The 23,838-nt window shown below is 46.0% G+C and carries 25 protein-coding genes; 13 read left to right on the top strand and 12 right to left on the bottom strand.

Annotation, left to right across the window (positions count from 1 at the left end; translation table 11 throughout):
- The first annotated feature begins 5 nt into the window (after positions 1 to 5).
- Positions 6 to 413, top strand: coding sequence for a hypothetical protein (locus ACLWOR_RS05590; RefSeq protein WP_413939695.1), 408 nt, complete (start codon positions 6 to 8; stop codon positions 411 to 413).
- Here the strand turns inward: ACLWOR_RS05590 and ACLWOR_RS05585 are convergent.
- Together ACLWOR_RS05585 and ACLWOR_RS05580 are read right to left on the bottom strand one after the other, a co-directional pair.
- Complete coding sequence (locus tag ACLWOR_RS05585; protein WP_413939694.1) at positions 410 to 1,777, bottom strand: sensor histidine kinase; 1,368 nt, start codon at positions 1,775 to 1,777, stop codon at positions 410 to 412. The genes ACLWOR_RS05590 and ACLWOR_RS05585 overlap by 4 nt on opposite strands.
- A complete protein-coding gene (locus ACLWOR_RS05580; RefSeq protein ID WP_413939693.1) occupies positions 1,767 to 2,444 on the bottom strand; it encodes a response regulator transcription factor in 678 nt (225 codons plus the stop codon). The genes ACLWOR_RS05585 and ACLWOR_RS05580 overlap by 11 nt, the downstream gene beginning before the upstream one ends.
- A gap of 128 nt (positions 2,445 to 2,572) precedes the next feature.
- Here ACLWOR_RS05580 and ACLWOR_RS05575 point away from each other — a divergent pair, with 128 nt between their 5' ends.
- On the top strand, positions 2,573 to 2,764 hold the full coding sequence (locus ACLWOR_RS05575) for a hypothetical protein (protein ID WP_413939692.1): 192 nt from the start codon (positions 2,573 to 2,575) through the stop codon (positions 2,762 to 2,764).
- A gap of 90 nt (positions 2,765 to 2,854) precedes the next feature.
- Here ACLWOR_RS05575 and ACLWOR_RS05570 read toward each other — a convergent pair whose 3' ends face one another.
- The 4 genes from ACLWOR_RS05570 to rfaD form a co-directional block, all read right to left on the bottom strand.
- The gene (locus ACLWOR_RS05570; RefSeq protein WP_413939691.1) at positions 2,855 to 3,853 is read right to left on the bottom strand and encodes a DUF4105 domain-containing protein; all 999 of its coding nucleotides are present in this window, start codon (positions 3,851 to 3,853) and stop codon (positions 2,855 to 2,857) included.
- Positions 3,854 to 4,396: 543 nt separating this feature from the next.
- A complete protein-coding gene (locus tag ACLWOR_RS05565; RefSeq protein WP_413939690.1) occupies positions 4,397 to 5,179 on the bottom strand; it encodes a TrmH family RNA methyltransferase in 783 nt (260 codons plus the stop codon).
- Positions 5,176 to 6,921 carry an aromatic amino acid hydroxylase gene (locus ACLWOR_RS05560; protein ID WP_413939689.1) on the bottom strand — a complete coding sequence of 582 codons (1,746 nt, stop codon included), beginning with the start codon at positions 6,919 to 6,921 and terminating at the stop codon, positions 5,176 to 5,178. Before ACLWOR_RS05560 ends, ACLWOR_RS05565 begins: the two co-directional genes overlap by 4 nt.
- Before the next feature lie 12 nt (positions 6,922 to 6,933).
- Complete coding sequence (rfaD, locus tag ACLWOR_RS05555; RefSeq protein WP_413939688.1) at positions 6,934 to 7,902, bottom strand: ADP-glyceromanno-heptose 6-epimerase; 969 nt, start codon at positions 7,900 to 7,902, stop codon at positions 6,934 to 6,936.
- A gap of 189 nt (positions 7,903 to 8,091) precedes the next feature.
- Here rfaD and ACLWOR_RS05550 point away from each other — a divergent pair, with 189 nt between their 5' ends.
- The 3 genes from ACLWOR_RS05550 to ACLWOR_RS05540 all read left to right on the top strand — a co-directional run bounded on the left by ACLWOR_RS05550 (position 8,092) and on the right by ACLWOR_RS05540 (position 10,763).
- Positions 8,092 to 9,642 (top strand): S41 family peptidase, encoded by a 1,551-nt coding sequence (locus ACLWOR_RS05550; RefSeq protein WP_413939687.1) that lies wholly within the window; start codon positions 8,092 to 8,094, stop codon positions 9,640 to 9,642.
- Positions 9,639 to 10,283: an alpha/beta hydrolase gene (locus ACLWOR_RS05545; RefSeq protein WP_413939686.1), complete on the top strand. Its 645-nt coding sequence runs from the start codon at positions 9,639 to 9,641 to the stop codon at positions 10,281 to 10,283. The genes ACLWOR_RS05550 and ACLWOR_RS05545 overlap by 4 nt, the downstream gene beginning before the upstream one ends.
- Positions 10,284 to 10,352: 69 nt before the next feature.
- Positions 10,353 to 10,763, top strand: coding sequence for a bacteriohemerythrin (locus tag ACLWOR_RS05540; RefSeq protein ID WP_413939685.1), 411 nt, complete (start codon positions 10,353 to 10,355; stop codon positions 10,761 to 10,763).
- A 7-nt stretch (positions 10,764 to 10,770) separates the two neighbouring features.
- Here the strand turns inward: ACLWOR_RS05540 and ACLWOR_RS05535 are convergent, their stop codons facing one another.
- Positions 10,771 to 11,781, bottom strand: coding sequence for a trypsin-like serine protease (locus ACLWOR_RS05535; RefSeq protein WP_413939684.1), 1,011 nt, complete (start codon positions 11,779 to 11,781; stop codon positions 10,771 to 10,773).
- A gap of 102 nt (positions 11,782 to 11,883) precedes the next feature.
- On the opposite strand from ACLWOR_RS05535, the gene ACLWOR_RS05530 reads away from it, so the two are divergent.
- Positions 11,884 to 12,549: a YkgJ family cysteine cluster protein gene (locus ACLWOR_RS05530; protein WP_413939683.1), complete on the top strand. Its 666-nt coding sequence runs from the start codon at positions 11,884 to 11,886 to the stop codon at positions 12,547 to 12,549.
- 10 nt (positions 12,550 to 12,559) lie between these two features.
- Here the strand turns inward: ACLWOR_RS05530 and ACLWOR_RS05525 are convergent, their stop codons facing one another.
- From ACLWOR_RS05525 to ACLWOR_RS05515, 3 genes are all read right to left on the bottom strand, one after another.
- Positions 12,560 to 14,416 (bottom strand): hypothetical protein, encoded by a 1,857-nt coding sequence (locus ACLWOR_RS05525; protein WP_413939682.1) that lies wholly within the window; start codon positions 14,414 to 14,416, stop codon positions 12,560 to 12,562.
- A 105-nt stretch (positions 14,417 to 14,521) separates the two neighbouring features.
- Complete coding sequence (locus ACLWOR_RS05520) at positions 14,522 to 15,691, bottom strand: hypothetical protein (protein WP_413939681.1); 1,170 nt, start codon at positions 15,689 to 15,691, stop codon at positions 14,522 to 14,524.
- On the bottom strand, positions 15,691 to 16,218 hold the full coding sequence (locus ACLWOR_RS05515; RefSeq protein ID WP_413939680.1) for a peroxiredoxin: 528 nt from the start codon (positions 16,216 to 16,218) through the stop codon (positions 15,691 to 15,693). Before ACLWOR_RS05515 ends, ACLWOR_RS05520 begins: the two co-directional genes overlap by 1 nt.
- A gap of 68 nt (positions 16,219 to 16,286) precedes the next feature.
- Here ACLWOR_RS05515 and ACLWOR_RS05510 point away from each other — a divergent pair, with 68 nt between their 5' ends.
- Both ACLWOR_RS05510 and ACLWOR_RS05505 read left to right on the top strand, forming a co-directional pair.
- Entirely contained in the window at positions 16,287 to 17,054 is a 768-nt protein-coding gene (locus tag ACLWOR_RS05510) for an exodeoxyribonuclease III (protein WP_413939679.1), read from the top strand.
- Between the two features lie 14 nt (positions 17,055 to 17,068).
- The gene (locus tag ACLWOR_RS05505) at positions 17,069 to 17,629 is read left to right on the top strand and encodes an FxsA family protein (protein WP_413939678.1); all 561 of its coding nucleotides are present in this window, start codon (positions 17,069 to 17,071) and stop codon (positions 17,627 to 17,629) included.
- 24 nt (positions 17,630 to 17,653) lie between these two features.
- Here the strand turns inward: ACLWOR_RS05505 and ACLWOR_RS05500 are convergent, their stop codons facing one another.
- Positions 17,654 to 18,934, bottom strand: coding sequence for a penicillin-binding transpeptidase domain-containing protein (locus ACLWOR_RS05500; protein ID WP_413939677.1), 1,281 nt, complete (start codon positions 18,932 to 18,934; stop codon positions 17,654 to 17,656).
- 138 nt (positions 18,935 to 19,072) lie between these two features.
- Here ACLWOR_RS05500 and ACLWOR_RS05495 point away from each other — a divergent pair, with 138 nt between their 5' ends.
- From ACLWOR_RS05495 to ACLWOR_RS05475, 5 genes are all read left to right on the top strand, one after another.
- Positions 19,073 to 19,687 (top strand): TetR/AcrR family transcriptional regulator, encoded by a 615-nt coding sequence (locus ACLWOR_RS05495; RefSeq protein WP_413939676.1) that lies wholly within the window; start codon positions 19,073 to 19,075, stop codon positions 19,685 to 19,687.
- An 83-nt stretch (positions 19,688 to 19,770) separates the two neighbouring features.
- Positions 19,771 to 20,115, top strand: coding sequence for a hypothetical protein (locus tag ACLWOR_RS05490; protein ID WP_413939675.1), 345 nt, complete (start codon positions 19,771 to 19,773; stop codon positions 20,113 to 20,115).
- A gap of 353 nt (positions 20,116 to 20,468) precedes the next feature.
- The gene (locus tag ACLWOR_RS05485) at positions 20,469 to 20,837 is read left to right on the top strand and encodes a TraR/DksA family transcriptional regulator (RefSeq protein WP_413939674.1); all 369 of its coding nucleotides are present in this window, start codon (positions 20,469 to 20,471) and stop codon (positions 20,835 to 20,837) included.
- Positions 20,838 to 21,000: 163 nt separating this feature from the next.
- A complete protein-coding gene (locus ACLWOR_RS05480; protein WP_413939673.1) occupies positions 21,001 to 21,270 on the top strand; it encodes a hypothetical protein in 270 nt (89 codons plus the stop codon).
- 91 nt (positions 21,271 to 21,361) lie between these two features.
- Positions 21,362 to 21,808 (top strand): hypothetical protein, encoded by a 447-nt coding sequence (locus ACLWOR_RS05475; RefSeq protein WP_413939672.1) that lies wholly within the window; start codon positions 21,362 to 21,364, stop codon positions 21,806 to 21,808.
- A gap of 25 nt (positions 21,809 to 21,833) precedes the next feature.
- Here the strand turns inward: ACLWOR_RS05475 and ACLWOR_RS05470 are convergent, their stop codons facing one another.
- Positions 21,834 to 23,822: a glycine-rich protein gene (locus ACLWOR_RS05470; protein ID WP_413939671.1), complete on the bottom strand. Its 1,989-nt coding sequence runs from the start codon at positions 23,820 to 23,822 to the stop codon at positions 21,834 to 21,836.
- Positions 23,823 to 23,838: the final 16 nt, after the last annotated feature.

Raw genomic sequence — 23,838 nt, 5'->3', positions numbered from 1 at the left:
ACTATATGGGTGATGACAGTAGTAGGTCGATCATAAACGCCCTCAAAAATGAGTGGTCCCTTTTCTGGGACGCTTTCCAAAAAGAAGAAAAGTCCGAATCAGAAGAGCTTCTCACGGAGAAGCCAGAGGTGATGAGTCTTGATCAAGCCCGCGAGATCGCGAAGGCTTTGAGTGAAGACCGTAAAAAGATCAATCAAAAGCTTGAAAGCCTTTCGAAAGAAATTGAGTTGAACTCTGCAAAACTCGAGGGCCTTCGTCTGGTTGGTGGTTCGGAAGATGACACCATCAAAAGAATTGAAGAACTCAACGATCTCGGTCAGGTGATGGCCGTGTCCTTAGCAAAGTTAGATCTAAAGTTGCGAACTCTGCGCGAGCAAGAAAATGCTCTCAAAGAAGATCTAGCGACCTCTTAAGTCGTCACTGAAAGATTCGGAAAAGAAATCTCCACTGTCGTTCCTTGGGCAGTGGAGTGAATGCGCATTTTCCAACCATACAGATCCACAATAGTTTGTACCCATGCCAAACCAAGACCTGATCCGGTGTCATTTCCGCGCGTGCTTGGGCCCTTGTTAAAGGGACTGCCAATTCTTTCGAGCACATCATTCGGAATGCCTTCTCCTTGATCGACGATCTCAAGAACATGATCTTTCAAATGAATTTTCACAGGACCTGGAGAAGCATATTTCAGAGCATTGCTGACCAAATTATCTAGTAAATGGGAAAGGTGGAAGGGATTGCACATCACCTGGAAGTCGACGTCGGTTGTGACGGCCAAACGACCATCAGAAATTTTATTCCATCCCATCATCAATTCCGAAAGCACAGTTCCGATGCGAATCACATGAAGATTGGTCGGAGTTTGCGTACTAGCGACGTCGGCCCAATTAAGAAAATTCGTGATCGTCGTTGAAATACGTTTCATGGAAACGTTCACCTCATCGACTTCTTGCTGAGAGAATTGATGTTTCTTCGCTAAATCTTCGAGATCACGATTCAGAATTGTGAGTGGTGTTTTTAGTTCGTGCGCCATTTGAAACGTCCAAGAACGTGTGAACTTGGTGTTCAGATTCACTCGCGTGCCAAGCTGCTGAATGCCGATCAAGAGCTCGGCAAACTCATCATATTTGCTCAGTCGACGCTCTCTCATATAACGTTTAAAATCTTCTGGCAGAGGCGGAACATCCCGCCCCATTTCCAGAGAGTTTTGTGCATCCTTCAGATAGCGACCGACTTGTCTAACTGGGGCGAACAGAGTTCTCGAAAGAGACAGAGTAATAACAAATAAGACCGCGAGCAGAACAGCGATCCACATTATCGTTCGTGACGTCAAAGTACTCCAGAAAAGAAAATTAGAATCTGTGACCAGTCCCACCTGCAAAGTGCGATTGGGAACACGTGGGAGTTTAAGATTAAGAACTCGAATCAGTTTGTCTTCATAGTCGATACTGACCCATTGCGGAGTGCGGGGTACTTGCACGCCAAGCAGGCGAATGGATTCCGTTTGAAATAAAATTTCTCCGTCGTCCGTGCGGATGATAAAGAACTTACCGATACGATCAGGACCCAGTTCATCTGAAATGATACTATTGGCCTGAGAATAGTCTGCGTTTTTAATTTCTGAAATGCGCGAATCGACAATTGAAGTCGCAGACTCACGAATTTGGTCATCAAGCGAGCTCAGGCGTTCGCTGCGATAGTAGAAAGCCAAAAGACTGGTGATCGAGAGGGCGGTGACCAGCAAAAAGGCGAGAGAAATAAAGAAATATCTAATCCTCAAGCCAGTACCCTACATTGCGAATATTTTTGATTTGTACTGTCGCCGCACTGGCTTCAAGCTTGCGTCGTAAGTTGTTCATTGTGGCTTCAACGACTTTGGATTCGCTGTCTTTTTCAGAGTTCCAGATTTTTTCCATTAAAATATTTTTAGGAAAAATTTTGCCCGGGTTGTTTGCGAATAAAATCAAAAGTTGAAATTCTTTTTGTGTGAGAGGCAATGGTGCGCCATCAACAGTCGAGGAGCGTAGGTACTGATTCAGGCTTAAATTACCAACCTGAAGTTCATCAAGAGATTTTACTAATGAAGATCGACGCGAAAGGGCTTTGATTCTTGAAACCAATTCCTGTGAGGAGAATGGTTTAGAAAGATAATCATCTGCGCCTAAATCCAAGAGCTTGGCTTTTTCGCTGCCGGTGTCGATGGCGGACAGAATAAGTATGCGCGTATCGACGAAGCGGCTTTTAATTTTCTCAATCATCGACGCGGAATCTTCAGAACCTAGAATTCTGTCGAGGACGATGATGTGCGGATAGAAGTTTTTCATCTCAAGAAGAGTCGAAAGTGCCGGAAGACTTTGTGCCGTTTTCACCGTCCAGCCTTCGGTTTCGAGTGTAATAGTGAGATTCTTAAGAATGCTTGCTTCGTCTTCTACAACTAAAATATTCATAAATTGACCATACACTGTCTTTATAGTGAGTAACAATCTAGAACAGATAAGTTAAAAGACTTTTTATCTTGGCAAATTGCCACCGCACACAGCGCTGATAAACTGAGAGTATAAATAAGGAGCTCCGCATGAAGCGTGCTTTAATGATCTTGTCAGCGTTATCTTTGGCGTTCGCAATTGGAATGAATGCAGAAGCGAAAACTTCGAAAAAAAATCTCAGAGCGTATGAAAATCAATGCAAGGCCGAAAATCCAAATATCAAAAAGAAAGCATTAAGAAAGTGCGTGAAAGCGAAAGCGCGCTCGTCTCATTCAGCGTAATTAATTTTTAAATTCTACGGAGTGAAATTGAATTCCCTTCATGACATTCCTTGAGTGCAGGGCCCATCAGTCAAACTGATGGGTCTTTTTTTATGGTTGATGCCATGAGTATTTGAAAAGATCTGCGATGTTCTGATAGGTCTTTCCCAAAAAGTAATTGTAGTAGCGGTTGCTATCGCTTGGAAATTGTTCGTAGCCGAATTCTTTATTAACCAATGCGACTTGGCTCTTGGGATCAATCAACTTGCGTTTTCCCAGCGCACGCACTTCCGGTATAAAGCCCGCATCCGTTAAATACGACGGATACAAGCGGAAGGGACGCGTTTTTATATCCAAAGCTTTGTCGATAATAAGGAACAATTCAGAAGCGCAGTTTCGCGTGTAAGAGTTGTAGTTCACGTTATAGCCATTGGCTTCGCTGGTATTGACTGCGCTGACAATGATGCGGCCTGCTTGTTCGGTGTTGAGATTTAAATCCACTTCGTACACGTTTAGATTTTGTTTTACGAAACGAGTATTTGCTTCATCGTGAGTTGAGAACATCTGCACGACACTGCCATAAAGCCCGTCTTTAAAACCTTTCACAGGATTATAAACCACACCGGGTGGGGCCATGTAATTAAATGAAATAATCAAGTCGTCGTCGGTCAGAGGTGTATCGGAAGGATCTTGAGGGATGAGCTGAATGGCTTCGCTGTCTGTGAATTTCATGCGCATTTCTGTGTGCGAGACCGTGATAATGCCCCATTTGTTCAAAGGTGCAGGGTTCAGATCGACAGCGACGATGCTGACTTTTTGAATTTTACGAAGATCAATGCGAGCCGTATAGAATTTGCCGTTTTTGCGGTAGTTCGCCACCAAGATTTCATTTGCTGAATCTTGCCCTAGGTTCTTCAGGGAACGCTTCGCGGAGGTATCGATGCATTGACCTTGGTACTTGCCCTTAATCATGCGCGCGTCTGGAGAGTGCGGATCTTGAGGGTTGAAATTGCAGCTGCCGTTGTCCAATGGATAGGCAATGGAGCTTAAAAAGGTCAATACCAGTGGCAGAGAAGCTCTTAAAATGGAGGACGGCGTGAGAGTTTTCATAGCGAGGTTGAATTGCAAACCCTATGCTCGAGGATCTTGATTTGAGGCGGTGCCGTACCGGAAGGAAGCAGTCAACTTCTTCGACAAGTGGGCGGTGTCGATATTTTTGACTCTGGGTTGGATGCTCCCTAATTTTCTCCTCAGGTGCGGTTGATTTTTTTGCCGATCAAATTTTCGTTTTGGATTGGAACGAAGCGGACGAATTTATGGACCTGAATTTTGCTTAGAATCTGGTCGAATTCAAATTCTTATACAGGCGTTAAAGAACCTGATGCTTAAGGGGCCATGGCACTGACGTTGCTTTAAGGCTTTGTATAAGATCGGAGGGGAATCGATGACAAGGTTTTTTGGGTGACTCAAATAATTGTGCGAAGTTTACGTCCAGCTTCAATCAGAGGATGGCCGGAAGGTTTGCGAACAAAAAATAGAATTTAAAAAATAATTTAAAATTAAAAAGGTGATGAAAAGGTTTTGCTCTACCGCTTCATCATCTAACCAAGGAGAAGGGAGGGGACCTTCTCTTTGCCTTTTTCAGGGAGCATATTAACGTTCGCGGTTTTTCAATTCTTTCCACTCGCGAAGTTTGCGAATGCTTTGTTGCAAGACGGTTTCAAGAATCACCAACTCTTTTTTCGTTGGCGTGTTTTGCAAAAGCATGCGGCGAAGAACCAAGAACACGTTCATTTTACGTTTAGAAAGATCAAAGCCCATTTCTTCCAGCCAAATGCGCAAAGATTCTTCCGGATTAATACCCTCAACTCCGCGAGGGGCACGACGGAAGCTTCCGCCATCCAGTTTCGTGCGCTCTCCGCCCCAAACTTTGCGCAGCGAAAACATCGCGAGCAACGTCGCTTGAGCCAGATTCAAACTCCAGTTCTCACCGAAAGTTGGAATGCAGGCACAGAAATTCGCATGCTCCAGATCTTCCGCGCTGAGACCCCAGTCTTCCGGTCCGAATACCAAGTGTACGACGTAAGGAACGTCGCTTTCTTTTTGGAAAGCAGGCGCGTGGTCTTTGATGTCATTAAGAACGTCGTCAATATCACGAACTTGGCGACCTTTACCATCACGAGCGGTGAAGCAGATCACGATACTTTCTGGTTCTTGTTTAAAAAATTCATCCCAGTTCTGATAAACCGTGCGATTTTGTAAACCAGTTTGCCCAGTCGCCGCCGCTTTTTGAGCTTCATAAGTCAGTTCACATTGGGGAGCAATAAGGATCAGCTTATCCATTCCCATATTGCTCATCGCACGCGAGGTTGCGCCGATATTGCGCTCATAAAGAGAGCGCACCAGAACTATTCGAACTTCAAAGGGACGTTTCATGCCAAGGCTCCAGAGAGACGTAGTCCATCTTGGATTAGGTTTTTGGCGTTTTCATCCTTGGCGCCGATAGTATTCAGATCTTTTTCAATTTTTGCGATCAACACGGAACTAGAGGCGCGCGCTTTGAGAAGCTCGAGAGCTTCCACACGTAACAACCAGTCTTGCGCGAATTCTTTATCTTGAGTTGCAAGCAGAGTTGTCAGGGCCTTTTCTAATTCAGCACCGCTGACTTTTGTTTCACGCAATTGACGAAGAGTCGCATATTGCTTGTGAAGTGCCAGCTCCTGCTCAGAGTAACGGGGAGCTGGAACACGTTTTGCCACAAAGTCTTCTGTTTCTCCGTAAGCAATACGATCTGCTGGTCCACCGAATACGGACGGAACATTCATTCCAAGTCCCATATCAAATGCACCCCAGCTTGGATCAAACAGAACTTTTCCGTTCCATTCTGCTTTCGCTCCATCCAGAGTCAGCAACAATGTTTTGCCGTCACGAACTAAACGCGAACGCTGTTTTCCAGTGACGATCACGCCTGATGCAAATTCCAAACGGATATTTTGTCCATCGGCTACGCCGATCGCAGACCATTCAGTGTCCGTCAGTCTTGATGGGCATTTGCCTGGGTATTGTTTCAAAGCACCGACAGGAGTTCCGAAGCCATGAGAGTGGTAAGACTTGTCGTGGCCAGGCAATTCTTTGTCTTTAAAACTTAATTGTGTCGGACCTTGCACTTGCAGGTACGCCACTTGGCTCGACTTGTCTGTCAAAGCATCACGAATGACACCCGAAATTTGCAAACCAGAACTGAGTTCCGCTGTATTCACAGATTGCGCTTCGATTGCTTTTTTAAGACCCGCAAGACCACCGACCTTGAAGGCCATGTGCGAAGCCATTTCATCAAGCACAGTCACCAAAGTTTTAAAATCCGGAGTCACAAACAACTGCGGTTGTGGTTCCGTGATATCGTAACTCGTTTTTAGACAATCAAGAGTGAGAGGAATCTTTTTAACTTTATCGCTGAGACACCATTTTGATTCGCCGACACTTGAAAGAAGTCCCGCACCAAAGATGCGAGGCTTATCAAGTGATCCGATAAGACCGTATTCCGCTGTCCACCAGTTCATGCGACCTAATTCCGTCGCCTCTGAAACGTGACTCATTTGTGAAGAAACTTTTTCTAAATTCTTTTCAGCGGCTGTGATTTGTTCTGCAGTGGAATTTGGATTTTCTTTAAGATCTGAAAGTTCACGAATGGCTTCGTAAAGATCGAGATCTTCTTTGCTGATGATCGCTTTTTTCGCGACTTGAGCGTAACGGCGAAGGTAATCAGCAAATTCAGGATGAATCAAAATCGGAGCGTGTCCTGCCGCTTCATGCACGATGTCCGGTGCTGGAGTGTAAAGAAGATGATCCAAAGTGCGCATGTCAGATGCGATGGGCAAAACACCTAGTGATTGCAGTTCCATAAAAGCTGCTGGTGGAATGAATCCGCTGACCGGCAAGGCTCTCCAACCAAATTCTTTGAGTTTAGCGCTGATATCTTCAATGCGGGGAATGCGTTCGATTTCAATGCCGGTTTTTTGCAATCCTTCGACATAACATTCGTGAGCATGCTTTGAGAGGTAATCGCGAAGTTGGCGCAAAATAAAACGCCAAACCGCTTGATCGATCGGCGTGTATTTTTCGTAGTGTTGCTCAACGATGTATTTTTTTAAATGCGAGGGTAGAAAATCTGTCTCCATGAATAGCTCCTCTTACAAAAGAGGATCCTCTTTCGAAAGATAGTTTTGCACGTAATCAGTCACTGCTTTCTCCAGCGGCCATTTCGGTGCACTCATACCTGCGGCTGTCCACTTATCTGTTTTCGCTTCGGTATAGTACTGATACTGGCCGCGAATATTTTCTGGCATTTCCACCCAGTCGATTTTCATCGGCTGTTTCATCGCAGAAAATACGCTGCTAGCAAGATCTAACCAAGTGCGAGGTTTCCCAAAGCCCATGTTGTAAATGCCATTGCGTGGACGTTTTTCCATCAGCTCAGCCATCCAACCTGTGACGTCTTTCACGTATACAAAGTCACGCTTAAATTCGCCGTCTTTGTATTTTGGGTTTGCAGAACGGAATAGTGTCAGGCTGTGTTTTTCTTGAATTTGATGGAAAGCTTTGTACGCCACACTCGCCATCGGACCTTTTTTATGTTCGTTTGGTCCAAAGACGTTGAAGAATTTTAAACCATACCAATGTGGTGGCGTGTTTTTTTGTTTCAAAGCCCAACGATCAAAAAGAACTTTCGATTCGCCATACAAATTCAATGGACGAAGAGTTTCTGGATCTGTTGTATCGTCAAAACCAAGTTCACCGGCCCCATAAGTCGCAGCACTGGATGCGTAGATCATGGATTTTTCGTGACGAGTGCACCACTCAAAAATTCTTTGTGTGTAGTAAGTGTTATTTTCCCACAAGAATTCTTTGTTTGTTTCTGTGGTGGAAGAGCATGCACCCATGTGGATGATCCACGAAACTTGTTCTTTAGCTTCCTTTGTTTCAAGAAAAGGCCAAAGATCGTCTTTCGCTAAAAAACGTGAATACTGTCTCTTTTTCAGGAGATTGCGTTCGTTCAAACCCACAGAGTCCACGGCGACGATATCGCTAAACCCAGCTTCGTTGAGTTGCCATACCATCACGCTACCAATAAATCCGTTTGCACCAGTTACAATAATCATGCTTTGACGCTATCACAGGTGCGGTTTTCGAGCTACAGAGCTTTTCATTCGCCCGGCGCATAAAACCCCTCTGTGGAAGGCCTGAGCGAACCTGCATTTTCTTCATAAAATCCACCCTGAGACCTAACCAATTGCAGCTCAGTCGGCACACAGGTTGCTTTGCTAAATATCCGGTGCGGGAGGCGATGAGTGCTTAGTTCACCTCGATTTTTCTTAGTCTCATTGATTGTGTTGGCCGTGGGGGTCACGCTGTCTCTGTCACGTCCAAAGAGTGACATTTCCAAGATAAAGTCTGCTGAAGACTACTGGACCGAGGCGGGGCTCGGTCCAGAGTCCTTGGAAGACCTTGTCCAAGATCAAGTCTGTGGCAGTTCGGAACGCTATTTTCTCGCATGTACGAATTCCATTTTGGCTGTCGCTGGGCGTTTTAACTTAAGCCTCAATCAGCAAGGTCAGCTTGTGCCTGCTGACTCGATGTCTGCTGACATCAGCTCAGAAAAAAAACAACTCGAACCTTGGAAAGCTTTTTTCACGGCGCATACGGCGCAGGCAATGAAGCTTTCATTTTCAACCATTTGGAAAGAGCTCAAAGAACAGCATATTTCAGAGAGTCAGTTGCCATTGATGGTGGGGCTAGGTCTGAATGGATTTATTTCTGTATTCCGTGACCCGCATACGTACTTGATGCCAGTTGAGCAATTCAAAGAAGTCGTTTCCAAAGCGGACAGCCGTTCACAATCATTGGGAATGAGTTTGGGAAGATCGCAGGGTCAGTACGTTGTTCGCAAAATCATGCCTGGAAGTCCTGCGCAAAAAGCGGGGGTGATCAAAGGTGACGTGATTGTTTCCATTGATAAGCAACGCGTGCGCGGACTCTTGCAAGCCAAAGTTTCTGAGTTGATGAAGGGCGATGTTGGAACAAAAGTTCAAGTGGCAGTTGTTCGCGACGGCTATATCAAACGCTTTACGCTCTTGCGTGAAGAAAGCTTGATTGCGACAGTTTCAGGCCAAGTGATCGATGGTATTAAACCTGTGGGCGTGATCACCATCAATAAATTCGCTAAAGAAACTTGTGAGAAAACTAAGAAAATCGTGAATGACATGAAGGAAGCACAAGTACGTGGTTTGTTGCTCGATCTTCGTGACAATCCAGGTGGACAGATGGAAGAAGCGGCTTGCGTAACAAGCCTTTTCGTTGGTCCCGATAAGAAGATTTTTGAAGTGCGCTATTTAGATCCAAGCAAAAAAGCAGAAGTCTATTTTGGTGGCGAAGAGAAAATCTTTGATTTGCCAATCGCAGTTTTAATTAATGCTTCCTCTGCGAGTGCTGCTGAAATCGTTGCAGGTGCTTTGCGTGATTTGAACCGTGCGGTTCTAGTTGGTGAGAGAACTTTCGGTAAAGGCTCTTTCCAAGAAGGGGAGCTTTGGTCGCAGAACAAAAAAATCGCCTTGTTCGAGACAAAAGGTTTTTACTATCTTCCAACAGGGCGGTCCCCGCAGCTTCGTGGTCTGACTCCTGATGTGACGGTGAGATTTGATAACATATTTGTAGGACGTGAGGAGGATCAGTTCCTTCATCCGTTGAAAGCCCCAGAGCGTGCGGTGAAACATCCGGGTCGCGTGATGGCAGCCGGTGAGTGTCTTGAATTACAAGACGGTCCACAAAGTTTTGATAAAGAGTTACTTAAAGCCAGACAGGTTCTTTTCTGTTCTAAAACCGCTATCGGAGCGACCCAATGATTCACACGGAACTATTTAGACACAAATTCATCCCAGCACGTAAAAAGTCTGACTTTTTGATGATCGTGTTGCATGGTCGCGGCGACAGCATTGATCCATTTGCTGAATTCAATGACGAGCTAAAAATTCCTGAAATGAATTATTTGTTGTTGAATGCTCCTCGCAAATTTATGGATGGCTACACGTGGTATGGTGAGCCGCCTTTCCAAAAAAATGGCGTTCTTAAAATCCGTGAGAAGATGTTTGATCTTTTGAACGAGCTTGAGAATCAAGGTTGGAAGAGTGAGAACATTTTTTTCTTTGGCTTTTCCCAGGGCTGCTTGATCAGTGCCGATGTAGGAATGAACTATCCAAAGAAATTGGCGGGCGTTGTTGGAATCAGTGGATACTTCAATTTTTATCCAAGATGGCGTAACAGCATCTCAAAAGAAGCCATCGAGACTCCTTGGCTCTTTACCCACGGACATCAAGACGATGTCTTGCCCCTTGAAGAAACCAAGTACGGCGTTGAAAAACTCAAGGATGCGGGTTTTAAAGTGAACTGGGTTGAAATGGATAAGGACCATTCCTTAAAAGAAGAAGAGTATCCCATTATAAGACGCTGGGTAAAAGCCCAGCTCCAGGACCTTAAAAATAGTTAATGAATCATGATCTCCGTCATGTAGAAAGGTTTCGGGATCTCCGAAACTAAAAGCATCAAGGAGATCACAATGAGCGAATCATTCTTTAAATGGGACCCGGTACGTCTTACCACTCACGTCGATGCGATGGATAACGAGCATAAAAAACTCATCGACATCATGAACAAGCTTTACGAGCGTCACGAAGCGAAAGCGACGAAAAATGAATTGGGCGCCATCATCCGCGAACTTGCTGCCTGGACGACGACTCACTTCGAACACGAAGAGAAATTCTTTGATACGCTTCCGTACTCTCAAGCCAATGTCCACAAGAAGATCCACAAAGATCTGCTGGAACGACTGAAAGGGCATGCCGCCGAGTTTGAGAAAACCGGTGCATTGACGCCAGCGTTCTTTCAATTTTTGAAAACGTGGTTAACAGCCCACATCATGGGTATTGATACAAAGTACGGTATGATTGCGGCGAACAAAGCCGGTTAGATGATACCTAGTTGCCGACTTGTTGAAGCCATCCTTTTAATGGAAGCACGGTTTGATAAAAGGTATGCGCTGAACAGACCACAATACCAGTCAGGCTGCGATCGACTTCTCGACCGTTGATCGCCAGTCCGCTGGAAGTGACTCCGAGAAGTTTGTATTTCCCCTCTTTGGTAATAACGAAGAGGGGACTGCCCGAGTCGCCTTGGCAAATCGGGTGCGGAGAAGTTGTCAGGAGTTTTATTGATTGAGCCGTGCGACCATAAAGCATTGGCATCGCGCTTTGTTCAAGTGAACATTTATCATTACGCCCGTGGCAATAGGTTTTAAGATCCTGTGAAGCAAAGAAACGATCTAAAAGACTTTTATCAGAAACGCGGAGAGATTTGTTTTCCCTGCGTACTATATCTGAATAATTGTTGCTGCCATTAAATTCAATAACATCAGAATCCCAACCAAAAGACGATAGTCGGCCACCGCGCAGGTCTTCGTCTGTTGCCATATTTTTCACATCAAAGACGGGAACGAAGTCGGGAGCATTCGTTGCCAATTCAAGAACGGCTGCATCGAAAATAAAGACTCTCGTATTCCAATCTTTAGCATCGAAATTGACATTGACGTTGGGAAGCAGCTTTTTGCCGTCCGGGAAAGCAACTCGACGAACCTCTGCACTTTTTGTTGAAGCAAAAAAAGAAGTGCTTGTCGACACGGACTTATCACCTTTGGGGAACAAAACGGTCAGGTAGCGCGCATTGCTTTCTGTAATTGCGCAATGACGAGCTGTCAGAACTTTATTTCTTCCGATCAAAAGACCACCGCAAAAACTTGCAGAAACATCATCGCGACGACTGATCAAGACAACCGATTGGGCAGGATTGGATTTTGAATAGTTAGCAGTCAGCGTACCGCCAGCAAAACCATCGACATCACCAGAAAGGGGAACGGAGTTATTTGACTCTGGCCCACAAGAAGCCAAGCCCACACACAAAGCTAGAATTTTGATCAGGCCGCTCGTCTTCACAATCACCTCGGAGTGCAAACTTATACCATTTCCCAGTCTGGTTATCGCCTGTAATGATTCTGACGAAGTGACAAAATTAGGCCTCCGTATGACCCCTAGGTTGTGTTATGGTGGCTTATGACCAAGGAAGCCTTCTATAACACTCATACCAAGCTCACGCGCTCTTTAAAGAAGTTCGTGGAAGACTATGAGGGGCAACTCAGTCGTGAGGTGTTTGAGGCGTTTCTAGTCAATCTGAGCGAAGAACTGCAAAAGGCTTCTGAGGTGTTCCGGGCATTGTCGTCAGGAGAACCCCGGGCTCGCAAACTCCATGAGTTAGTCGAAAAAGAAATTGAGCAAGCTTCCCACATCGAAGTCAGTTGTCGCAAAGGCTGTTCGGCCTGCTGTCATATGGAAGTTGAGGTCACAAGCTACGAAGCCGATATCCTGGCAAAATTAGTTCAAAATGGTCATGTTATTGATGAAGAACGACTGACACAACAGAGTCAAAGATCCATTCAAGATAAATCCTGGAGTGCGGGAATTAAACTTCCAGAAAGTCGCTGTGTCTTCCTAAACCAAGAAGGCGCATGCAGCATTTACGAAGATCGCCCGGTCATGTGCCGCCGACATTCTGTCACGTCACCCGCAAAAAACTGCGAGAGCTTAGATGCTCCTATTACGCTTCGGTATTTTCCCAAAGTAGATTTATTGATTAGTGCTGCCAACGAAGACAGCCAAATGGAAATCGGTCCATTGGCAAAGATGCTAGCTCTTCGCCTGAAATAGACCGATCTAATTAGATACTTTCTTTATTTTCTTCGACGAGGCTTAAAAGTTTTGCGTAAAGATCCATTTTGACAACTGGAACTTGATGCAAGTTTTTATAGAAGCGACTTGTTGCAACTTCAGGCATGCCGTTGTGTTCAAAGACCAAACGATCCACGATCTTTTGGATTTGTTCAGCGGGAAGTCCTTTTTTCTTTTCGGTGATGATTTGATCAACCATCTCAATCAAGGCGTTTCCAGTAATTCGCTTATCAGAATTCAACTTCTGCGCGCGTTGGCTTAAACCGGCTAAAATTGTTTCAGGCTTGTTGCGACCCGCAGCCACAGTGACCAATTCACGATAAATCTTTTGCATGCTTTCGATGTGACGTCTTTGTTTTTCGCCCATGCGCGTGTCGCGGGACTTAGCAAAGCTTGAAAGAATGGTTTTAAAGAACTGACCTTCCGTCATCCAACGCTTTTCAAACGGCACAGCGCTTTCGAGCAAGAATGCCGGGTAGTCGTGAAGGAAAGAACGCATATTGTATAGGGCCGCGTGATTCACACCATCGGCAACTTTTTCAGTTGAACCGCTGACTTTGGCTCTTTCAAAGAATGAAAACTCTTTGTCGAACTTTTCAAACAAACCAGGCGTTGACATAATCAATTCACGCTGGTGCTGATTAAAGCCGACGCGATAAAGCATGCGATCTGCACGTTTTTCTTTAAACGACTCATTAAATTCGACCACCGCAGGATGGTGAGCAAAATCTTTGAGAGGTTTTTTGTTTTTCGTTTTCAAATAATCCACTAGTTGCGCAAAGACTTGCACGATCAGGCGAGCTTTTTGCTTTTGCTCATTCAAATTTGTCGAGAAGCGCTCCACGTCGTCATAGCGATATTTATCATGACGAATGCCGAATTGACGAACGCTGCCATAGTCGATGATGCCACCATCAGCTAAGACGTTATCGCCGTCCCAATCGAGCCAAGCAAAGATATAATCGATATCCAGTGCTGCCGTGAATTCACCAAAAGAATTCGCTACACAAGAAAGAAGCTCATCGTACTTTTGCAAACCACGAGCTTTGATATTCCATTGACCATTATCAACTTGGCGTTCAATGAGGTAGTCCGTAGCGGCTTTGAGTTCCGCGTAGCGTTCTTGTTTTAAGTATAAAAATAAATGAGCGGGGCGGATGAGGTTCGGTGCCGCGCGCACGCCAATTCCGTAACCTTTACCCAGATCAATCACACACAGAACACGCTCTGTGCGCAGACCTTGCAAATGCATGACTTCCGCTAAAATCGCAGCGCCAAGAAGCTCATCAATCTCAGCAAGACCACAGCCATAGCCAAATTCAGTGCCACCGGTTTTAAGAGGCTTTTGTGCTTCTACCGAACCAGGAGAAAGTTTGGTTACGCCGGTGCCGCGACTGGAAACATCCCAAGTCGTTCCACGGTGCGAGTAAGTTCCATTCCAAATACCACGGCCATCGCCTGAAGTTTTACCTTGTTTGTTGGCGTGTTGCAGTTGGAGGTAGCGAGTGGCCATGTAATTATTAGGACGAATTGTGGCAGGATCTATGCGGCGCTGAGTGAGTTCATCGTATTCATTTATAATTTGGAGAGAGAAAGTTTTGATGAGTTTTTGCTGCAGGTCTTCGTTCATCTCATGGGGATGATCCGGAGAAATCAAACCCATTTCTTTTGCGAGGATAAAGTTGAAGTAAGTGACTTTACCGACTCCGAGTTCGCGAACCTTGTAGGCTACGAAACCTTCTTTGACTGCGTTCATCCAAGGATGTTGTCCGTCGATTTGATCAAATGCCGAATAAAATTGACTGGCTTCTTGCCGTTTCCGTGCACCGCTGAGTTTCATCGTCATAGGGCTTCTACTCTCCTTGTAGAAAAATGAGACAATACCTTCTATTCGGCAGAACTGGCCTGCACTTTAATATTAAGCCCTAAAAATGTTTATATGCCTACTGGACTAGACGAATGTTACACACGCGAAACCCCCATAAGGAGCGCGCAAATTGGTGACTTGGCCTTGATAAAGACGTGCCAGAACGAGCTGTAAACGACCTTGATAAGCATAACAGCGAAGATCAAATTTAAATTTTTGCGGACCCTCGGGTGTAACGAATTCTCTCTCTGGAGCGGGCACGTATTCTTGTGCCAAAGTCTCTTCGTGTTTTAAGCCGTCAAAGGCTTTGCGGCTGATGTTTTCGCCACGATAAGATTGCTTAGAACCGTACGCATTTTTGGGTTTGAAAAATAATTTCTTTCTCTGTGCCCAAAGCTCTTCCACATTGTCGGATTTCACGTCTAAAGACCGGGGAACAATGCTTCTGAGGAAGTCAGCACTGTTGGAATCCACACCCAAAGCCTCAAAGAAGCCAGGTTGACTCCATTCTACCATGCGATTTTTATCCGCGAGCATCAGATACTCGTAAGGATTTGGTGAGAGGCAGACTTCTCGGTTTAAGAATTTTTCTTTCAACACAGCACTTGTCGGGTCGGACAAAAAGAAATCCGTGTGTCGATTGTAGATAAAATCCGGCGAAGAGTTTTTAAAAAGTTCGCGGTAATCCTCAATCGTGCAAACCCAACCCCAAGATTTGAAAAGTTCGCGATAAACCAAAAACTCCACATAAAGTCTCTGCGAAGCAGGATCCTCATCTGTGATCGCCACTTTCAAAGGTTGTGAAGGAACGCGACCATTGAGACGAAGTTCTGTTTCGATTTCAGCTTTCACCTCGGCAAAAGAAAAGTCAGACACTGGAAGTGGAATCTTGTGTGCCTTGTACATTTCCGTGCCCAATGCCAAAAATGCCGCGTTGGTATTGATTTCAATTAATTTCAAATTCTGATTTTCGTCGGTGTGAAAATCATAACTCATCATGATGGATTTATTGCCCGGATCGCGAATGCCTTTTTCGGCCAACGCATCCGAATAAAGTTTTTGATACGCTGGCAATTCTCGAATCGCAAAAATCTTTTCAATGAAATTTTGGGCCTGAGTTAAGACCGAAGAAGGCAGCTCAACATGAAAAGGGGAAACCAACTGATCCGACACAAGCTCTTCCAGAGGCTCGTTTTCGAGCTGTGGAAAGCTTGCGCGCAGTTGTTGAATGAATTCACCCTTGATGTTTTTCATTATTTCAACGGAATGATGTGAAGATCGCCCGGTTGCCATCCTGCTGCGCAAAGTTCGCCAGATTGACACGCATGAAGCACACGCATGATCTCTGCCGCATTACGACCTACAGCTGTGTTATGGATTCCGATGTATTGAAGCTTTTGATCCGGGTCGATGATGAAAGTGCCACGAGTTGCGATGCCACGTTCTTCAATTAAAACACCATAATCTTTGGCGATACGTTTTGTCAGATCTGAAATCAATGGATAACCCAAGTTTCCAAGATCATCGCGAAGCCAGCGTTTGTGAGAATGAACGGAATCTACGCTGCATCCCATGACGACCGCACCTGCAGCTTTAAATTCTGCGATATGTTCACGGAACTGCGTCAACTCAGTCGGGCATACCAGGGTGAAATCGAGGGGATAAAAGAAAAGAACAACCCATTTCCCTTTAAGATCGTTAAGAGAAACCTCTTTGATCTCTCCACCGTCAAAAACGGCTTGGGCGGTAAAGAGTGGCGCCGGTTGATTGATCATAGGCATAGACACTGTCTCCTTCTCTCTGCTATCTATAGATGCCTTTTATAGAATGGAAACTCAAGGAGAAACTGATGAAAATCATCTCTTGGAACGTGAACGGTATTCGAGCTTGTTATAAAAAAAATTTGCTCGATTTTCTTTCTCACGAAAATCCAGATGTCTTTTGTGTTCAAGAGACCAAAGCTCATATTGATCAGGTCGAGATCGGTGCTCGCACCTTGATGCGCAAGTATTCTTACTGGTCGTCTGCTACAAAAAAAGGTTACTCGGGTGTTGCGACATTTGTGAATAATGAACCTCCACGTGTAGAGCTCGGCATGGGTATCCCTGAGTATGACTCAGAGGGCCGCATTGTGATCACAGATCACGGTGAGTTTGATCTTTACAACATCTATTTCCCGAATGGCGGATCAGGTGATGTGCGCCATCACTTCAAACAAAAGTTTTTAAAAGATCTCAATGTGCATTTAAAAGAAAAGTTGGATAAGGGTCGTCAACTCGTAGTTGTTGGTGACTACAACGTCGCACATGAAGCGATTGACGTGCATGATCCCATTCGCCTCTCAAAAGTGAGTGGATTTTTCCCAGAAGAGCGTGCGTGGTTTGATTCTTTTCTCGACTTAGGTTTCATCGATACGTTCCGCTACTTTAAACCGCGAGAAACAAACAGATACTCGTGGTGGGATTATCGGACACTGTCTCGCCTTTCCAACCGAGGCTGGAGAATCGATCATATTTGTATTTCAAAAGGTCTTGAGAAATATTTGTCGTCTGCTGATATACTGGATCAAGTAGAAGGTTCGGATCATTGCCCAGTTGTCGCAACGTTGGATCTCTAAAAAGGATTTGAAAAATGATAATGCTCCCTTTCCCTTTAATCGTTGCTGAAATTGTGATTTTTGTTTTGTTCGTGCAGCGTTTGGGTTTTTTCCCGACGGTGGGATTCTATTTGCTGCCATGTCTTCTGGGAATGCTGATAGTGAGTACAGTGGGTCGTATGGCTTTGATGTCGATGCAAGGCTCGCTCACTCAAGGCAAAGTGCCTGGAACGCGTTTATTGCATTCGGGTGCGATCTTTTTGTCAGGGCTGTTCTTTCTGCTGCCAAGTTTCTTTTCGCGTATCGTAGGCCTCATCCTTTTATTGCCGGGTCTTCGTCATCTGGCGGTGTGGAGATTTAAAATCTATATGGCGCAAAAAATTGCCAAGGGTGGAGCGTTCAGTTTCGGGAACGGCTTTGGATTTAGCACCGGCTTTGGCAATGGCGGTTTTCAATACCGTCAATACGGCGGTGGTGGGCCTGCTCAAGGACCTGGCTTTGAGCGTGATGTTACGAATAACAACGCTGCGATCGATGTGACCCCGTTAAAGGTCACTCATGAGCCGAAGCGTTCTGATGAAAATGAAAGTCAGTAGGGAAATCGTAAGGACGTGTTGGAACTAGTTAGAAGTTACAACACGATTTTTCTGAGTCGATACCAGCGGGCCGAAATATTTTCTAAACATGCTTTGGCCCAAGTGAGCCGATTTAACTGTCCAGAATTTTTTGTTCACAGTGATCGCGGCAACCGCGATACGACGGTCTTCATCCAAAGCGTAACCCACAAACCAATCCACACGGCCACGTGGGTTGTCACCCGTTAAGTGACCTGTTTTTCCACCCATTTCAATTTCACGGAATTTACGATCTTTCACGATAGGGCGGAATGAACGACGAGATGTTCCCGCCAAAACTGTTTGCTCCATCAACTCACGGACTTTGCCAGCGGATTCTTTCGTCATGATCGTGCCATTAGAAAGAGAAGCTCCTTGATAGACAGCTTCACCTTTGTCGTTTTCTAACGAGCGAACCACGTAAGGCACAACAACTTTACCATCGTTTGCCACCGAAGCTGCGATCATCGCACCTTGAACAGGGCTCATGCGGTTTGTTTTGTTATAACCAGAAGCAGCTTCGGCCATTTCAAAGCCTTTGCCCGGTGGAATGTATGCAACGCCCATTTCAACCGGGAAGTCCGTTGGGATTTCTTGGTTGAACATAAAGCGGTTTGCGTAGTCATTCAAATCTTCAGGGTGAAGATTCTCAATGCTCAAGCGACCAAATGCCGTGTTGATGGAACGAGCAAACGCGTCTTTCAGAGAAATCACATTCGTCCAACGAGTGACTTTGTCAGAAAGAACGTTTTTACGGTAAAGCGTGTAAGCGCCACCGTTATAGTGGATTTTGTGCTCAGGCATGATGCCGGCTTTATCCACGGCCGCCGTTGCAGTCACAACTTTGAAAATAGATGCAGCAGGGAACGTCGCCTGCAAATTCAGGTTCGCGCCTGATGGATCGTCACGTTGAAAGCTCGACATTGCTAAAACTTCACCTGTCATTGCGTCGATCATAAAGATCGCGCCGTAATCAGGTTTGTAAGACTTTAAAAGTTTGTCTGCTTCAGCTTGGAGATTGCTATCAATCGTGTATTTTGGAGAAAGCGTTTTGTCTTCACCATCCAAATGAACTGACACTTTTTCTGGTAATTGATTTAAGCGAATTTGTGAACCTAGTGCTTTCGCAATTTCAGTTCTCTCTTCGAGTTGATTTTGAACTTTTTTGCGAACTTCCGCTTGTTGGCTATCGGATGTATTGAACCCCATGATGGAGTACAGGCCAAATACGCAGGCGCCCGAAATAACAAATAGTTTTAACAACTTAGACTTTTTTTGAATCGACATTATTTAATCGTAGCATCACAAATTCGACAGATTCAAGGCTATTCTCAGAACAAGTCGCTGGAAAACCATCTCCAGAGCCATTTTCAGGGGAGGATGTGCGTGACACTTTTTGAGAATTGGACTAAAGACTGAGTCTGTATGAAGACGAAAGAACGCATTCTCCTGACATCTATTGAGCTCTTTAATCGCAGCGGTGTGGTGGCAATTACCACAAATCACATAGCAAAAGCGATGGATATCAGCCCTGGAAATCTGTATTTCCACTATGACAACAAGGAAGAAATCGTCATCGAGCTCTTCAAGCGCATGATGAAAGAGACGTATGACATTTGGCGTCCTCGTCGTATGAAAAAAATGACGCCGCTGGATTTCATTCACGAGAATTTCGACATGTATTGGCGCTATCGCTTCTTCCATCGCGAGATGTACGCTCTTCGTCGTAAGGATGCGCAACTTGCGAAAATGTGGCGCGCTTATCTGCAAAAATTGATGAAACTTGAGATCATTTTGTACCGTCAATGGGTCAAAGATGGTCGCATGATTAAGATCAACGACGTCTCTGAAATGCAGTATATCGCGGAGTCCTTACTAGCGATGGCAACGACATTCCTGCAGTTCTTCGAGTCAGCAGAAAAACAACCAGGCAAAAAATCCATCGAGCGCGGAGAGCGCCACGTGGCTCGTTTGCTCTATCCGTACACGGCTGGCGAAACAAAAGACGAGTTTGAAAAATTTCTTAAAACACAGTCCTAAATCGTCACTGAACTCAAATACAGGGGCTTCTCACTTGGCAAGCCCCTTGCTTTAAAGGCCTTTCATAAAAGAAAGGCGATTCCATGAAATCTATTGCAGTGCTATCTGCAGCCCTTCTTCTTTCTGTGAGTGCACAGGCATCGACATGTGGGGAACTTCGTCAGGAACTCGATGCAATGAAGAAGGCGCAGCAACAAATGATGGATAGCCTCGTGAACAACCACGAGACTTTCGCGTCGACGATGGAAGAGTACTCCACGTCAGTTTCAGCCGCCAAGGGTGGGCCGTTAAACAAAACGATCTCGAAAAAGATGGGCGCTTCCGCTCAGGCTTTCCGAGTCAGAGGCATCCAGGGGAGAAGGATGGCTCAGAAGTTTGAAAGAGCTTCCGATGATCTTATGGAGCGTGTGGCAGCCTGCCTGCGCTAATTTCTGAAAATTTCTGTATCAATATGAGAATAACGGGAACCTAAAAAGGGTTCCCGTTTTCTTTTTCTAAGCATGCATTTAAAATATAATGCACCGCGCTTTTGCTCAGCGAGTAACCAGAAGGCTGGTTATCTTTGTAAGAAGCTGACCTAGAGGGGAAAAAGTGTGGTCTGTTGGGTCGGCGCAAGCATGTCCCCAATCAGAGAATCACCAAGATTTCCATGGCTTTGTTTATTTTTAAGTTAATGTAAGATTTTTTACTTGCAAAATTTACACGCCTGGAACTTAATAGGTCAGTTCCAAATTGGCACTTAGAGAACCGGACGTCCGGGCAGTATCTTGAGGGGGGCAATATGGCAATTTCTGAACAGCTAGTAGCTGAATGCAGAACTAAGCTTTTGAATTCGAAGCAGGACATTCTCAATAGAGTTAAAGAAGCTCGTTTGAATTTGGACCAAAATGAAGAAAAAGGCGGCGACGAGGGCGACCAAACGAGCCGAGTTCTTGCTGAACAAGAGTTTTTGAGCATGCACGAAAGACTTCGTCATCAATTGATGGAAATCGAAAGTGCGTTGGCTCGTATCGAAAATGGCTCATTTGGCTTCTGTGAAGAGACAGAAGAACAAATCGAACCAGAAAGACTTCGTGCGCTTCCTTGGACTCGTTTGAGTATCGAAGGCGCCGAAATCCGCGAATCCGTTAATAAACGTTACGCGCGATAATTTGATTTAGACATTCTCGAGGGGATTGAAAGGGACTTCTGCGTGAGCGAAAGTCCCTTTTGTTTTTTATCGGCTCGTATATGTCAGATGATATCAGGGCGATCCGCGCATTCTTGAAGGTATTTTCTCCACAGATAGATAAATCACTTATGTGGAGGTTTTTATGAAATCAGTATTTTCACTTTTCCTTGTCTTGGCGGTAACAGTTCCAGCATTGGCCAAGGCGCAGCCGTCATGCGAAGAGCGCGTTGTTGATATGTTGATGGAAGCTGACGCTATCGTGAAGTACGACCAAGAAATCAAAGACTATCTCCAAACTCTGAAACCGAATGAACAAAAAGTAGTAGCCGCTGAGTTTCAAGAAGATCTTAATTTTCGCGTGCAAGAACTTGAGATTGAACATCAGAAGATCTCTGCGGAATGTGTGAAATAACGGGGAATGTGTTCGAAATATGTTACTTGGCGGGCACATTTGACTTCAAATATCTGTTCAATAAACTTTTTCCTCTATGGAGGAGTTTATTATGAAGAAATTTGCGCTCGCAGTTTTACTCACGATCTCGTCTCAAACTTTTGCCTGCCCTGATCTCACGGGCACATATATGGTTTCCTCCAGCGATACTCTGTACGTGACACAAGGTCGCGATGAAAGTGGTATCACGGTTTATAACTTCACAACTAAAAATGCTTTCTGTCGTGCCTGTGAGCATCGCAGTATTTATCGCGCTGACGGGCGTACAACGACTCGGGAATTTGCGGACCGCATTCGTGTCGAGCACCGGAAAATTTCCTGTGATGGCGATAAACTACTCATTCGTCAGACAGCTGAGACCTTTGATCGTGGCAGAAGGGTTGCGGCTTTCACAGACCACTACGACTACAGCCTGAACTCTCGCTCAGGTCTGGTGGAAGAAGAAATCAAAGACGGTCAAGTGTATCGCACAACCACCCACTACAGATTAGCTCCGTAAAAAAAGTGGGATCTGTAAAACAAATTTACCAAAGAATTATAACAAGTCCGTTTCCACCATTACTCGAAGAGTTTGCGCCACCTGCGCCGATACCGGCGATGTAGTCAATGTCGCTGGTATTTCCAGGAGTCGCACCACTCGCAGCATAACCTGTTCCTCCGCCGGGAACTAAAGATGAGCCTCCGCCTCCTGAAGATCCACTCCCAGCTCCGCCGGTGTAAGTTCCTCCAGCGCCACCACCGTAGTAACCTCCACCACCACCGCCGCCGCCGACTGTGCCAGGAGTTCCTGCATTTCCTCCAGTGTAAAGTGAACCCGCAGAGCCTGCAGGGGAGCCTGAACCGACACTGCCTCCTGCGACTTGCGATCCCCCACTTCCTTGCGTTGTTCCAGAGCCTGCGTTTCCGGCAGAGCCCGTGGAAATTCCAGCAGCACCACCTATGAATGTTCGAGCGCCACCACCACCACCGCCAGCTGTGATGATGTCCGTGGAACTTCTTTGCACGGCCGATCTTCCTCCACCAGCACCACCGCCATCGTAACCACCATTTGATGTTCCGCCAGCTCCGCCGCCTCCATAAGAAGCAGCTCCACCTGTTGCGGCACTTGCGCGTGATCCGCCGCCGCCGACGATAATTTTGAGTGTTTCTCCCGGAGTGACAGATAAGGAAGCAACAACGGATGCGCCACCGCCGCCAGAGCCGGTGTACGTACTTGCGCCACCACCTCCACCAGCGCCCCAAACTTTTACGGTGATAGAAGTCACTCCAGTCGGAACGGTGAAAGTTTGGTCGGAACCGGTGTATGTATAACGAGCGAGAAGAGTGATATTTTGGTTGATGGTGCTTGAGTTCGCATCTGTTGTTGTGATGACTCCTGTTGAAGTGGATGTGAGTGAAGGAGTGAAAACTCCCGAAGAGGAATTGATGCTTCCGATTCCTGCACTCACAGAATACGTGTACGGGCCGGCACCACCACCAGCTTGATAAGTAAATCCCGTGAAAACATTCACGCGTGCAAGAGTGCTGAGCCATGCAAGTGTTGAAGCAACAGGACGAATGACGATGAGGCCGTTTCCACCCTTGGCCGTCGAGTTAGTTCCGCCAACTCCAATGCCGGCGATATAAGAGGCATCACCGGTATTGCCAGGAGTTCCTGCTGTTGCTGCGTAACCTGTACCTCCTGCAGGGACAAGACTAGAGCCGCCTCCTCCCGAAGAACCACTTCCTGATCCGCCGGTGTAACTGCCTCCAGCACCACCGCCGTAATAGCCACCGCCACCGCCGGCACCACCGACTGTTGCAGGAGTTCCAGCGCTCCCACCGGTGTAGAGTGATCCTGATGAGCCCGCAGGAGATCCTGATCCAACAGTTCCTCCCGCGGATTGAGTTCCACCTGTTCCTGCAGTTGTGCTTCCACCGTTTGAACCCGTTCCTCCCGTCGTGACACCGCCAGCGCCACCAACGAGTGTGCGAGCACCGCCACCTCCTCCGGCAGCTGTGAGAATATCGGTGTTGCTTCGCTGAATGGCGGATCGTCCTCCGCCTCCACCGCCACCATCATAAGAACCGGAAGATCCACCGGCGCCACCGCCTCCGTAAACTGCGGCACCACCTGTTCCAGAGTTTGCTCGTGTGCCACCGCTACCAACAATAATTTTTAAAGTTTCTCCGGGAGTAACAGCGATCGAGGCCACCACCGCAGCGGCACCGCCACCAGAACTGACGTATCCACTAGAGCCTCCGCCTCCAGCACCCCAAGCTTTCACTTGCAGCCCATAAACTCCAGAGGGAACAACATAGGTTTGATCACTTCCGGTGTAATTGAAGACTGTGGAGGGACCGAGGCCGCGCGACTTTGAGATTCGGGCGGAGAGAAATGCAGGGCTCGAAGAACTTCCAAAGATAATCCATCCGATTGCAAGCCAATAAAAAAGTTCAAAAGGGCTCTTTCCATTGAAGGAAGTATATTTTTGCAAATTCATGCCGCCAGGATAAGAAGATGATTTCTGCATGTGCACATTTTGCTGG

The sequence above is a fragment of the Bdellovibrio sp. HCB2-146 genome (genome assembly GCF_047345725.1).
In the GTDB taxonomy this organism is placed as follows: domain Bacteria; phylum Bdellovibrionota; class Bdellovibrionia; order Bdellovibrionales; family Bdellovibrionaceae; genus Bdellovibrio.
The sequence above is the reverse complement of the archived record's forward strand: the minus strand, read 5'-3'. Positions and strand labels throughout refer to the sequence as shown.